Source organism: Parviterribacter kavangonensis, assembly GCF_056863335.1.
Genome location: NZ_JBXPJA010000003.1, coordinates 231494 through 243835, shown reverse-complemented (window position 1 = coordinate 243835; position 12342 = coordinate 231494). Strand labels below are relative to the sequence as shown.

Genomic DNA, 12342 nt, shown 5'->3' with positions numbered 1-12342 from the left:
CTGCGGGCTAGGCGTCGTCCGTGTCGCGGAACCGGTACCCGACGCCGCGGACCGTGAAGAGGTACTCCGGGTCCTTCGCCTCGAGCTCGAGCTTCTCGCGCAGGTGCCGGATGTGCACGTCGATCGTGCGCGGGTCGCGGAACGCCGAGTCGCCCCAGATCCGCGTCAGGAGCATCTCGCGGGTGAAGACGCGGCCGGGGTTGCACGCGAGCGCCTTGAGGATCTCGAACTCGACGTACGTGGCCTGGACGTCCTCGCCGCGGACCTTGACGGTGCGCTTGGCGAAGTCCATGCGCAGGTCGCGGACCTCGAGCTGCTCCTCCTCGACGTCGGCCGACGGGGCCTGCCAGGTCGACCGGCGCAGGGCGGCCTTGACGCGGGAGCGGAACTCGCGCAGCGAGAACGGCTTGGTGATGTAGTCGTCGGCGCCGAGCTCGAGCCCGACGACCTTGTCGACCTCCTCCGCCCGCGCGGTGAGCATGATGATCGGGACGGTGCTCTTCGCCCGCAGGCGGCGGCAGACCTCGAGCCCGTCCAGGCGCGGCATCATCACGTCGAGCACGACGAGGTCGTACGAGCCGTCGTCGAACCGCGCCAGCGCCTCACGCCCGTCCGAGGCGCAGACGACGTCGTAGCCGTCCTTCTGCAGGGGGTACGAGAGCAGGGTCTGGATGGCGTGCTCGTCATCGACGAGCAGGATGCGTGGGGAGCGTTCAGCCATCGTCGCTCCCCATATGGTGACGGGTCGGCGATGCTGGACAGCAGGCTCTACCGCGCGGCGTTCCTGCCGCTCTTCCTCGGGCTCCTCCTGGCGGCCTTCGCGCTGAGCGATCAGCCGAGGGCGATCGGGACGACGCTCGCCCCCGACGCGTTCGACGGGCGGGCCGCGTACGGGATCCTCGGCGACCTCGCGCGGACGTTCCCGAACCGGCGGCCGGGCTCCGCCGGGGACGAGGCGCTGGCGACCCGTGTCCAGACCGAGATGTCGAACGCGGGCTTCGCGACGCGGCGTGTCTCCGACCGGGCCGAGACGATCGACGGCGACGCCACGTTCAGCACGGTCATCGGGGAGCGGACCGGCCGCGACCCGCGGCGGCTGCTGATCATCGCCCAGCGCGACGCGCGGGAGAGCGGCTCGGCGGCGCAGCTGTCGGGGACGGCGACGCTGGTGGCGCTGACGCGGCTGTTCCGCGGGCGCTCCGTGCGGCGGACGCTGACGCTCGTGTCGACGAGCGGCGGCACCGGCGGCGCGGCCGGCGTGCGGCGCCTGATGGGCAAGCTCAGCGGTCCGACGGACGCGGCGATCGTGATCGGCGACGTGGCCGGCTCGACGGCGCGGGTGCCGCGCGTGATCCCGTGGTCGGAGCACGGCGGCACGGCGCCGATGCGGCTGCGCCGCACGGTGGAGCTGGCGGTGCGGCAGGAGACGAACCTCGGGCCGAGCTCGCCGCGGGCGCTGCTGCAGCTGGCGCGGCTGGCGGTGCCGCTGACGCTGACGCCGCAGGGCGCGCTCGGGGCCGACGGGATCTCCGCGGTGACGCTGCAGGCCAGCGGCGAGCGCGGGCCCGGCGCGGACGACGAGGTCTCCGCGGACAAGCTCGAGGACTTCGGGCGCGCGACGCTGCGGTCGATCACCGCGCTCGACAACGGGCCCAACGTCCCGTCCGGTCCGCGCGAGTACATGGTCTTCCGGAAGCGCGTGCTGGCGAAGTGGGCGGTCACCCTCGTCGCCGCGCTGCTGCTCCTGCCCGCGCTGGTCGGTGCGATCGACGGGCTGGCGCGGGTGCGGCGCCGGCGCCGCCCGGTGGCGGCGTGGTTCCCGTGGCTCGCCCTGCTGGCGACGCCGTTCGTGCTGACCGCCCTGGTCGCCCGGCTGCTCGGCCTGACCGGCGTCGCGCCGGCGCTGACGGGCGTCGTGGGCGCGGGCGCCGTGCCGGTCGGGTGGGGCGTGATCGCCGGCTTGGTGGTCGTGCTGGCTGCGGGCTTCTTCGCGCGGCGCTGGTTCGCGGTGCGCGGGCCGCGGGAGCCCGACGAGCTGGAAGGCGGTGCCGCCGCGGTCCTCGTCGTGCTCGTCGCGCTGGCCATCGGCGTCCTCGTCGTCAACCCGTACACCGCGCTGCTGCTGTCGATCACCGTCCACTGCTGGCTGCTGGCCGTCGTCCCCGAGATCCGGCTGCGGCGCCTCGGCGGCGTGCTGCTCGTGCTCGCCGGCTTCGCTCCCTGGGTCCTCGTCGGGCTGTCGTACGCGGACGCGTTCGGGCTCGACGCGGCGGAGGCGCTGTGGAGCGCCGTGCTGCTGCTGACGGGCGGGACCGTCGGACCGCTGGGCGTGCTGGTCTGGAGCGCCCTGCTCGCGTGCGGCGTGGCCGCTGGCGCGATCACGTGGCGCAAGCGCCCGCCCGCGCGCGCCGAGGAGGAGCCCCCCGGGCCGCTGACGACCCGCGGTCCGGCCAGCTACGCCGGGCCCGGGAGCCTCGGCGGCACCGAGTCGGCCTTGCGGCGCTGAGCGGTGGCTAGCCTGCGTTGCGACCGTCCCGGCGCCGTGCCGATGACGGTGAGACCTCCATGCGCCGCGCTCTCCGAGCCTTCTCGACGGTCCTCATCATCGCGGGCGCGCTGCTGCTCGTCGATGCGGGGCTGACGCTCGCCTGGCAGGAGCCGGTCTCGGCGTTCTACGCGCGGATGACGCAGGACAGGCTCGGCGGCGACCTGGAGGAGCTGGAGAAGGCGGGGCCGACGCAGCTCGAGGCGCGCGCGCTCGTGCACCTGCGCACGAGCGGCCGGCGGCTGGCGTTCCTCGCACGGTCGCTGAAGCGGCGCACGGAGGACGGCGAGGCGGCCGGGCGGATCCGCATCCCGGCCATCGGCGCGAAGTTCGTGGTCGTCGACGGCACGAACGCGGGGGACCTGCGCAAGGGCCCGGGCTTCTTCCCGCAGACGCCCTATCCCGGCGCGGGCGGGACGACGGCGATCGCGGGGCACCGCACGACGTACCTCGCGCCCTTCCGCAAGCTCGACGAGCTCGATCCCGGCGACAGCGTCGTGCTCGAGATGCCGTACGGCCGGTTCACGTACTCGGTGGAGCGCACGCGCATCGTCGACCCGGACGAGATCTCGGTCATCAAGCGCGTCGGGTACTCGCGCCTCGTGCTGTCCGCGTGCCACCCGCTCTACAGCGCGGCGCAGCGGATCATCGTCTTCGCACGCCTCGTGAAGACGGAGCCGCGGGGCGCCGCGGCCCGCGCCTGAGCCCGCACGTCAACGCGCCACGACGGAGCGTTCTCCTGCCACGCTGGACGACTGGTCGAACGCCCATCGGTCGTCGGTCCAGATCGGGTCGCGACTCGCTCGTGCCGGGAACTCCGTAACCGATGTCGAGCCCGAGCATGATGGTGAACGACCTGAAGCGCCGCGTCTCCCGGCGTGACTACGACGTCGACTGCGAGGCAGTGGCCGAGGCCTTCCTCGCGGTTCACAGCCGGTGCTGGTACCCCTCGAACGAGCGCTCGCCGTTCACGCCTCCGGGCGAGAACGAGACGCCCGGTAACCCGTCCGTCACCGCGCCGATCACGGTGAAGCGCGGCGACGGGGATGCCGGCAAGCACGCGCACAGCTCGTAGTCCTCGCCGCCGGTGACGGCGAGCTCGGCGGCGTCGGCGCCGAGCTGCTCCGCGACCTCCGCGACGCCCGGTGCGATCGGCAGCGCCGTGAGGTCCACCTCGACGCGCACCCCGCTCGCCTCGGCGACGTGCCGCAGGTCGGTCGCGAGCCCGTCGGAGAGGTCGATCATGGCGTGCGCGCCCGCGGCGACCAGCTCGCGCGCCGCGTCGAACCGTGGCTCGGGCCGGAGGTACGCGGCGACGAGCGCCGCGCCCGGAGAGGGCTCGCCGTCGCCGGCCGAGGCCCGCGGGGCGGTGGCTCTTCCCTCGAGGATCGCCAGGCCCGCGGCGGAGGCGCCGAGCGGGCCGGAGACCACGACGACGTCGCCGGGCCGTGCGCCGGCGCGGCGGACGAGGTCCTCCTCCCTGTCGGCCCAGCCGACGACCGTCACGGTGATCGTGAGCGCGGGCGCGCGGACGACGTCGCCGCCGGCGATCGCCGTGCCGGTGCGGGTCGCGAGGGCGGCCATCGCCCCGGCGAGCTCCTCGGCGGCCGCGGCGGTGAAGCCCTTGGGCAGCCCGAGCGAGACGTACGCCTCGCCGGGGTCGGCGCCCATGGCCGCGAGGTCGGAGAGCGCGCCCGCCAGCGCGCGATGGCCGGCGTCGGCGGGCGAGGCGTCGCCCAGGCGGAAGTGGACGCCGTCGACCATCGTGTCGATCGACGTCACCGCCAGCGGCCGCGCGCGGACCACCGCGGCGTCGTCGCCGGACGGCACGACGACGCGCTCGGGCGACGCGCCGATGATCCGCCGGAAGGCGTCGATCAGCGCGAGCTCGCCGGGCTGCTCGCCCACGGCGGCCGCCTAGCGCCGGCCGTTGCCGTTGCCGTTGCCGTTCCCGTTGTTGCCCGGCGCGGCGGGCGCGCCCTGGGGCGGCGTCTCGTACAGGTCCGGGTCGTAGCCGGTGCCGCCGGCGTTGTCGCCGTTGCCGTTCGTGCCGTTGTCCTGCGGCGCCGGCGGCGTCGTCGCGTCCGGCGTCGCGCCGCCGGTCGCCGGCGGCGCGGTCGTGCCGGAGGTCGTCCCCGAAGTCGTCCCGTCGGTCGTGCCGTAGCCGGTGGTCGACCCCGGCGCGCCCGTCGTCGAGTAGCGACCGAAGAACGGTGCGGCCTGGAACGGCTCCTTCGGGGCGGGGAAGCTGCCGCAGCCGCGCTTGACCGACTTCATGTACCGGCCCCAGATCTGCGCGGGGTACGTGCCGCCCGCGACGGAGATCGGCGTGACGGGCGGGTACATCTCGACACGCGACTTCGGGTAGCCGACCCAGACCGCGGTCGCCAGGTTCGGGGTGAACCCGACGAACCACGCATCGGTGTGGTTGTCGGTCGTGCCGGTCTTCCCGCCGGCCGGGCAGCCGATGTTCGCCGAGACGCCGGTGCCGCCCTGGATGTTCTTGATGAGGATGTCCGTCGCCTTCGCCGCGACGCCGTCCTTGAAGATCCGCGTCTTCTTCGTGTCGAGCCAGTTGTCGACCTTGCCGTCGGCGAACTTCACGCGCTCGATCCCGCGCGGGATGATCCGCTCGCCCCCGTTGGCGATCGACGAGTAGGCCCTGGCCATCTCGAGCGGGGACACGCCGTCCTCGAGGCCGCCGAGGATCTCCGCGGGGTAGCCGTTGAGCTTCGAGGTGATGCCCATCTCGCGCGCCGTCTCCTTGACGGCATCGGGCCCGACGTCGAGCCCGAGCTGCATGTAGACGCTGTTGTCGGACTTGAGCGTCGCGGTGACGAGGTTCATCGAGCCGCCGTACGTGTTGTCGTACGTCTTCGTCTCGATGGGCCCGTACCTCGGGTCGTTGAACTTGAGCGGCTTGGAGACGTACGACGTCGACTCGGGCGACACGCCGCGCTTGAGCGCCGCCATCAGGCCCATGATCTTGAACGTCGAGCCGGGCTGCCGCCGCCCCTGGCTGACGAGGTTGTACTTCGTCTCCGCGTAGCTCGCCGAGGAGGCCATCGCGAGGATCCGCCCGTCGCGGGGGTCGACGGTGGCGATCGCCGACTTCGGCGGGTTCGCGAACGTCAGGACCGACGCGATCGCCGCCCGCGCCTGCTGCTGCATCTTCAGGTTGATCGTCGTGTAGACGCGGAGGCCGCCCTTGCGCACGCGGTCCACGCCGTACCGGTTGATCAGCTGCTGGCGGACGTAGTCGAAGAAGAAGCTCTCGCGGCGCTGCGTGTAGTACCGGCTCTTCTGGACGCCGAGCGGCCGCTCCTTCGCGCGCTCGGCGGTCTCGCGCTGGATCATCCCCAGCTCGGCCATCTTGTCGAGCACCCGGTTGCGCCGCTCGAGCGCCACCTGCTCGTCGTCGAACGGGTTGTACCGCGAGGGCGCCTGGGGGAGGCCGGCGAGCAGCGCCGCCTCGTGCAGCTTCAGGTCGCGCGCCGGCTTGTTGAAGAACACGCGCGCCGCGGCCTGGATGCCGACCGCCGTCTGCCCGCCCACGGTCCCGTACGGGGCGTTGTTGACGTACTTGTCGAGGATCCACCGCTTGTCGTGGATGTTCTCGAGCTCCTCGGCGAGCTTCGCCTCGCGCACCTTGCGCTTGAACGTCCGCTCCTTCGAGATGTAGAGCGTGCGGACGAGCTGCATCGTCAGCGTCGAGCCGCCCTCGACCGTCTTGCCCGACTCGAGGTTCTTCACGGCCGCGCGGATGACGCCCTCGAAGTCGACGCCCTTGTGGCGGTAGAAGCGCTCGTCCTCGATCGCGACCGTCGCGTCCTTGACCGTCTGCGGGATCGACGCGTCGGGGATCGGCGTGCGCAGGATCTCGGCCTGGATGAACCCGAGCGGCGTCCCGTCGGCCGCGAACACCTGCGACGAGGAGCCCTGGTCGATCGGCTTGAGCTCGCTCAGCTCCGGGGCCGAGGAGGCGATGCCGACGATGTAGCCGACCACGCCGAGCACGCCCAGCACGAGGCACGTCGCGAGGACGCCCAGGATGAGGAAGGCCGGGCCGGCGCTGTGCTTGCGGCGGCGCCGGCGCTGGCGGGCTGCGCGGGACATCTGCCCGCACATTCTGGCAGCGTGCGCCGGCTCCTCCTGCCGGTCGGTCAGCGAAGGCCCGCGGCGCGCAACGCCTTGAGCCCCTCCCGGCGCAGTTCCGCCTCCTCCGCGGGGCGCTCCAGCGGGGTGGTCGGGCGGCCGATCAGCCCGATGGTCGTGCCGTCCTGGTCGACCGCCTTGATCGTCACTGCGACGTCCTCGATCGCGTCGCCGAGCACCTCGATCGCCCGCAGCTCGTCAACGTCGGGCGACAGCCACAGCTCTATCTCCACGCCGACCGTCTCCGTCACGATGGAGTCGTTGCGCACCACCGCGTTCGCCAGGCGGCCGTTGGGCACCACGATCCGCGTGTCGGCGCCGGTCGTGAGGTACGTGTGCGTGAGGCGGATGTCCTCGACGACGCCGCGGTGCTCCTCGAAGGACACGAGGTCGCCGATGCGGATGGGCTGCGTGACCGCCAGCGACACGCCGGCGATGATGTTGCCGAGGGTCTGCTGCGCCGCGAAGCCGATGACCGCCGCTGCGATGGCGCCGGACGCCAGGATGCTCGCGGCGAACCGGTCGAGCGCGGTGAACTGGGACAGCGCGAGCGCGAGGCCCATCACGATGATGGAGGCCTCGACGAAGCGGCGGATGAACCGCAGCCGCGTGGCCAGCGTCGGATCGACGCGGCCGCCGACCACGCGCCGGGCCAGCGCGTGCCCTCGACGCTTGAACGCCTGATCGACGATGAACACCACGAGGATGACCAGCAGGAGCGTGCCCGCCGCCGTGAGCTGGTGGTCCCAACGCTGGAAGAAGTCGTCGGCGAGCACGGACGGGGACCGTAGCGAGGCCACCCGGCGTACCGCGGTCGGCGTCGCGGTGCGTGCGTTCGTGCTCTCGCGCGTCGTCGTCCTCGTCTCCGGCGTCACCGCCGTGGCGCTCGCCGGCATCCGCTGGGACAACGCGTCGCGGTACGACGCGGAGGGGCTGACGCGGCCGTTCGGGGCGATCGGGAACGCGCTCGTCGCGCCGTTCGCGCGCTGGGACAGCGTCTGGTTCCTGCGGATCGCCGACGGCGGCTACGACGACGAGCGCGCGGCGTTCTTCCCGCTCTTCCCCTTGCTGTCCCGCGGGCTCGGGCTGCTGCTCGGATCGACGCTCGTCGCGGGCATCGCGGTCTCGCTGGCGGCGCTGCTCGTCGCGCTCGTGCTGCTGCACCGGCTCGTCGCGCTCGACTTCGGCGGCGAGGCGGCGGCGCTGACGGTCCTGCTCGTCGCGGTGTCGCCGGGCGCGCTGTGGTTCGGAGCGGTCTACAGCGAGGCGCTCTTCCTCGCGCTGTCGGTCGGCGCGATCTACGCGGCGCGCACGGACCGGTGGACGGCGGCGGCGATCGCGGGCGCCTTCGCGGCCGCGACGCGCAGCGCGGGGCTCGTCCTCCTGGTGCCGCTGCTGGTGCTGTGGTGGCAGTCGCCCGAGCGGCGCACGGCCGACCTGGCACGGCTGGCCGCCGTCCCCGCGGGCCTCGCCGTCTACTGCGTCGCCCTCGCGCTCGCGGGCGAGGACGGGCTGGCGCCGTTCCGCGCGCAGGAGGCGTGGGACCGGACGTTCGCCGGGCCGTTCGGCGCGATCCCCGACGGTGTCAGCGCGGGCGTGCGCGGCATCGGCGACGTCCTCACCGGCGCACCACGGCCGCACGTCCCGTTCGATCCGGCGGCGCTCGACGCGATGCTCCTCGTCGTCCTGGTCGCGGTGCTCGTCGCGCTCGCCGGGGCGATCCGGCGGCTGCCCGCCGCGTACTGGCTCTACGCCGCCGCGGCGCTGCTGCTGCCGCTGTCGTTCCCCGCCGAGGGCCAGCCGCTCATGTCGCTGCCGCGGTTCGCCGCCGTCCTGTGGCCGCTGCACCTCTGGCTGGCGCTGTGGCTGCTGCGCCATCGCCCGGCCGTCCGGCAGGCGGTGCTCGCGGCGTCCGTCGCGCTGCTCGCCGTCACGAGCTGGCTCGTCTCGACCTGGCACTGGGTCGCGTGAGGGCGGTTCTGCTCGACGCGCTCGGCACGCTCGTCGAGCTGCCGCCGCCCGGTCCGGCGCTGGTCGAGGAGCTCGCGGCGCGCGGCGTGCCCGTGACCGAGGACGATGCGGCGGCCGCGATCCGGGCGGAGATCGCGTACTACCGCGCGCACCTCGACGACGCCGCGGACGCGGCCGGTCTCGCCGACCTGCGCGCGCGGTGCACCGAGGTGCTGCGCGACGCCCTGCCCGAGTCGGCGCGCGGCGTCGGCGACCTGCAAGCCGCGCTGCTCGGCGCGCTGCGGTTCCGGCCCTACCCGGAGGTCCCGGACGCGCTGGCCCGGCTGCGCGAAGGGGGAGCGCGCCTCGTCGTGGTCTCCAACTGGGACGTCTCGCTGCACGAGGTCCTCGAGCGGACCGGCCTGGCTCCGCTCGTCGACGGCGCGGTCAGCTCCGCCGAGTTCGGCGCCGCGAAGCCCGACCCGGCGCTCCTGCGCGAGGGGCTCCGCCTCGCCGGGCACGTCGCGCCGGGCGACGCGATCCACGTGGGCGACTCGATCGAGCACGACGTCGCCGGCGCCCGCGCCGCGGGCATCGAAGCGATCCTCGTCTCGCGGGACGCCGCGGCTCCTCCGGAGGGCGTCCGATGGGTCCCCGATCTCGGGGCGCTCGCGGCGGAGATCGCCGAGGGCGCGGCGTGAGGCGGCGGGACGGGCGTTCGCGCCCCCTACGCTGACGACCGTGTCGGCCACCACGTGGGAGCGCTCGCCGGAGCGACCGCCGGACTCCGAACCGCCCGCTCCGCAGCCGGGCGAGCAGCGCTGGCTGCCCTGGACCGCCCCGGTCGGGCTGCTCACGGCGCTTCTGGTCGCCACGGTCGGCGGGCTGATCGTCGCGATCGTCGGGACGGCGTTCGGCTACTCCTTCGAGAGCGGGGGCGACACGCCGCCGGGGATCCTCCTCGGCGCGACGTTCGTGCAGGACCTCGGCTTCATCGCGGTGGCGCTCTTCTTCGCGCGGATGGCCGGGCCGGTGTGGCCGTCGCAGTTCGGGCTGCGCCGCACGCGGCCGTGGCCGGCGCTCGGCTGGGCAGTCCTCGTCTTCGGCGCGTTCTTCGTGTTCCTCGCGGTGTGGGCGCCGCTCGTGGGCCTGGGCGAGACCGAGGACCAGCTCGACGACCTCGGGGTCCGCGACAGCGACGCCGCGCTGGCCTTCGGCATGGTGCTCGTCTGCGTCATCGCGCCCGTCGTCGAGGAGTTCTTCTTCCGCGGCTTCTTCTTCGGCGCCTTGCGCAACTGGCGCGGCTTCTGGCCCGCGGCGATCATCACCGGCGTCTGCTTCGGCGCGATCCACTTCGGGTCGGCCGATCCGGCGGCGCTCGTGCCGCTCGCCGTCCTCGGGTTCGGGCTGTGCTGGCTGTACCAGCGGACCGGCTCGCTGTACCCGTGCATCGCGCTGCACGCGATCAACAACGCGATCGCCTTCGCCGCGTCGATGGACTGGACGTGGCAGTTCCCCGTGCTGATCGTGGGATCGCTGGCCGGGTCGGCGGCGCTCGTCGTCGGTGGGTCCAGGCTGTTCCCGAGCCGCCCCGCCGTCGACTAGCGTTCAGCGCCTTCCATGCGTCGCCACCTGATTCTCACCGCCCTCGCGGCGGTGGCGTTCCCCGCCGCCGCCTCCGCCCAGACTCCCACGACGCCGGCTCCGGCTCCTGCTCCCGCGCCCGCTCCCGCCCCGCAACCGGCCGCCGCCACGCTGCGGATCGCGACGCAGGGCGTCGGCGGCGACGGCGCCGTGCTCGCCCGCGGCCGCTGGGGCGTGGTCGGCAAGCTCCTGCCCGCGACGGCCAAGCAGAACGTGGTCATCCGCATGTACCGCGGCGGGAAGAAGGTGGCGGTCAAGGAGGTCCGGACCAAGGCCAACGGCCAGTTCCGCGCCAAGTTCTCCTTCACGCGGTACGGCATGTACCTGATCACCGCGTCGCACAAGCGGTCGGCGAAGCTCGACACCGCGACCGCCAAGCAGCTGCGCGTCGAGGTGCTGCCGCGCAGCGTCGGCCCCGGCTCGAAGAGCGAGGCGATCATCGCCATGCAGCGGCGCCTCAGCGCGCTGGGCTACGTCGTCGGCGCCCGGGGCCGCTTCGACGACCGCACCGCCCGCGCCGTCACCGCGTTCCGCAAGGTCACCGGGATGGCGCGCACGACGAGCGCCAACAGCGCGTTCATGGGCCGCATCGCGAAGGGCGGCGGCGTCTTCCGGGTGAAGTACCCGAGCCACGGCAAGCACATCGAGGCCGACCTCTCGCGCCAGGTGATCGCGCTCATCTCCGGCGGCGAGGTCGAGCGGATCTACCCGACGAGCTCCGGCGCGCCCGTCACGCCGACCGTGCTGGGCCACTACCGCTTCTACCTCGCGCAGCCGGGCTACAACTCCAAGGAGATGTACTACTCCAAGTACTTCATCCGTGGCTACGCGATCCACGGCTACAAGTCGGTGCCGGTCTACAACGCGTCGCACGGCTGCCTGCGCGTCCCGATCCCGGACGCCAAGTCGATCTACGACTGGATCGAGCTCGGCGACCGCATCGACGTCTACGCCTGAGACGCGGCCGCGAGATCTGACAGCACGCTGACCATCCCGCCGCGCTCGTGGGCCGCGCGGCGGCGGTCGGCGCCGTTGCCCTCGCGGAGGATCTTCTCGACGAGCTCGAGCTCGTCCGCGTCGACGTGGCGGCGGGCGAACGCGACCGCGCGGCGGGCGACCTCCGGAACGGAGCGCAGCGCGCCGTCGGCCCAGATCGTCGCGCGCAGGCCGTCGCGGGCGGCGCGGAAGCTCGACTCCATGAGCACGCCGCTGTCGTCGGCCGGCCGCGGGCTGTCGACCTCGTGCAGCGCCAGGCCGTGGACGAGCGCGGCGAGCGCCGCGACGTGGTCGAGCTCGGCCTGGGCGTCCATCGCCCGCACCTCGACCGTGCCGAGCAGCGGGTGCGGCCGGACGTCCCACCACAGGAACGTGTAGTCCTCGAGCTCGGCGCCGTCGACGATCCGCTCGACCGTCCGCGCGTAGTCGTCGAAGCCGCGGAACGCGCGGGGGATCTCCGACCGCGGGTACGCGCGGAACATCTGCGCGCGGGCGGACGCGAACCCCGAGTCGAGGCCGTACCAGTACGGCGAGTTCGCCGACAGCGCCTGCAGGAGCGGCAGGTGCGAGCGCAGCCCGTTGTAGGCGAGGATCGCCGTCGCGGGGTCCGGCATGCCGACGTGGACGTGCGTCGCCGCCGTGGGCGTCCGCGAGATCAGCCCGCGGAGCGTCTCGACGATCGCGTGGTAGCGCGGCTGGTCGACGTGGACGACGTCGCCGAACGCCGCGGCGGGATGCAGGCCGGAGCCGATCGCGGCCGCGCCCGACTCGCGCAGCCGCCGGCGCAGCGCGCGCAGGTGCCCGATCGCCTCGCCCGCGGTGGCGCTGACCGCCGACTTCAGCTCGATCTCCGCCTCGTACGTGTCGGGCGCGAAGCGGCCGTCCAGCCGCACGTTCCCGTCGCCGGCCTCCGCGAGCCCGCGGAGCGTCGCGCTGGCGGTGTGCGACAGCGCGTGGGTGTGCGGGTCGACGAGGAGCAGCTCCTCCTCGACGCCGAGACGGAAGCTGGGGCCGCGCCCGAAGTTGACCTCGGGGATGCCGGCGGCCATGGC

11 protein-coding genes are annotated in these 12342 nt (G+C 73.6%); 6 read left to right on the top strand and 5 right to left on the bottom strand.

Going from position 1 to position 12342, the window contains the following annotated elements:
- Positions 1–7 precede the first annotated feature (7 nt).
- Complete coding sequence (locus tag AC1UE4_RS20995) at positions 8–721, bottom strand: response regulator transcription factor (RefSeq protein WP_482919282.1); 714 nt, start codon at positions 719–721, stop codon at positions 8–10.
- 30 nt (positions 722–751) lie between these two features.
- Here AC1UE4_RS20995 and AC1UE4_RS20990 point away from each other — a divergent pair, with 30 nt between their 5' ends.
- Positions 752–2506 (top strand): zinc-binding metallopeptidase family protein, encoded by a 1755-nt coding sequence (locus tag AC1UE4_RS20990; protein ID WP_482919281.1) that lies wholly within the window; start codon positions 752–754, stop codon positions 2504–2506.
- 59 nt (positions 2507–2565) lie between these two features.
- Complete coding sequence (locus AC1UE4_RS20985; protein WP_482919280.1) at positions 2566–3249, top strand: class E sortase; 684 nt, start codon at positions 2566–2568, stop codon at positions 3247–3249.
- Between the two features lie 223 nt (positions 3250–3472).
- Here the strand turns inward: AC1UE4_RS20985 and thiL are convergent, their stop codons facing one another.
- From thiL to AC1UE4_RS20970, 3 genes are read right to left on the bottom strand one after another with little or no spacing between them, the layout of a single operon-like run.
- Positions 3473–4453, bottom strand: a complete 981-nt coding sequence (gene thiL, locus AC1UE4_RS20980; RefSeq protein ID WP_482919279.1) for a thiamine-phosphate kinase — start codon at positions 4451–4453, stop codon at positions 3473–3475.
- A 9-nt stretch (positions 4454–4462) separates the two neighbouring features.
- The gene (locus tag AC1UE4_RS20975) at positions 4463–6661 is read right to left on the bottom strand and encodes a transglycosylase domain-containing protein (protein WP_482919278.1); all 2199 of its coding nucleotides are present in this window, start codon (positions 6659–6661) and stop codon (positions 4463–4465) included.
- 47 nt (positions 6662–6708) lie between these two features.
- The gene (locus AC1UE4_RS20970; RefSeq protein ID WP_482919277.1) at positions 6709–7476 is read right to left on the bottom strand and encodes a mechanosensitive ion channel family protein; all 768 of its coding nucleotides are present in this window, start codon (positions 7474–7476) and stop codon (positions 6709–6711) included.
- Positions 7477–7525: 49 nt separating this feature from the next.
- Between AC1UE4_RS20970 and AC1UE4_RS20965 the strand changes: the two genes are divergently transcribed.
- Genes AC1UE4_RS20965 through AC1UE4_RS20950 form a run of 4 tightly spaced genes read left to right on the top strand, consistent with a single transcriptional unit; the run spans position 7526 to position 11251 of the window.
- Positions 7526–8671, top strand: coding sequence for a mannosyltransferase family protein (locus AC1UE4_RS20965; protein WP_482919276.1), 1146 nt, complete (start codon positions 7526–7528; stop codon positions 8669–8671).
- Positions 8668–9351, top strand: coding sequence for an HAD family hydrolase (locus AC1UE4_RS20960; RefSeq protein ID WP_482919275.1), 684 nt, complete (start codon positions 8668–8670; stop codon positions 9349–9351). The genes AC1UE4_RS20965 and AC1UE4_RS20960 overlap by 4 nt, the downstream gene beginning before the upstream one ends.
- 40 nt (positions 9352–9391) lie before the next feature.
- A complete protein-coding gene (locus AC1UE4_RS20955) occupies positions 9392–10255 on the top strand; it encodes a CPBP family intramembrane glutamic endopeptidase (RefSeq protein WP_482919274.1) in 864 nt (287 codons plus the stop codon).
- Between the two features lie 15 nt (positions 10256–10270).
- Complete coding sequence (locus AC1UE4_RS20950) at positions 10271–11251, top strand: L,D-transpeptidase family protein (protein WP_482919273.1); 981 nt, start codon at positions 10271–10273, stop codon at positions 11249–11251.
- Here the strand turns inward: AC1UE4_RS20950 and AC1UE4_RS20945 are convergent.
- Positions 11242–12339, bottom strand: a complete 1098-nt coding sequence (locus AC1UE4_RS20945; RefSeq protein WP_482919272.1) for a carboxylate-amine ligase — start codon at positions 12337–12339, stop codon at positions 11242–11244. The genes AC1UE4_RS20950 and AC1UE4_RS20945 overlap by 10 nt on opposite strands.
- Positions 12340–12342: the final 3 nt, after the last annotated feature.

Bases quoted from the DNA above. Each gene is read 5' to 3' on its own strand.
- AC1UE4_RS20995 (WP_482919282.1), bottom strand. From the start codon at position 721: ATGGCTGAACGCTCCCCACGCATCCTGCTCGTCGATGACGAGCACGCC.
- AC1UE4_RS20990 (WP_482919281.1), top strand. From the start codon at position 752: ATGCTGGACAGCAGGCTCTACCGCGCGGCGTTCCTGCCGCTCTTCCTC.
- AC1UE4_RS20985 (WP_482919280.1), top strand. From the start codon at position 2,566: ATGCGCCGCGCTCTCCGAGCCTTCTCGACGGTCCTCATCATCGCGGGC.
- AC1UE4_RS20975 (WP_482919278.1), bottom strand. From the start codon at position 6,661: ATGTCCCGCGCAGCCCGCCAGCGCCGGCGCCGCCGCAAGCACAGCGCC.
- AC1UE4_RS20950 (WP_482919273.1), top strand. From the start codon at position 10,271: ATGCGTCGCCACCTGATTCTCACCGCCCTCGCGGCGGTGGCGTTCCCC.
- AC1UE4_RS20945 (WP_482919272.1), bottom strand. From the start codon at position 12,339: ATGGCCGCCGGCATCCCCGAGGTCAACTTCGGGCGCGGCCCCAGCTTC.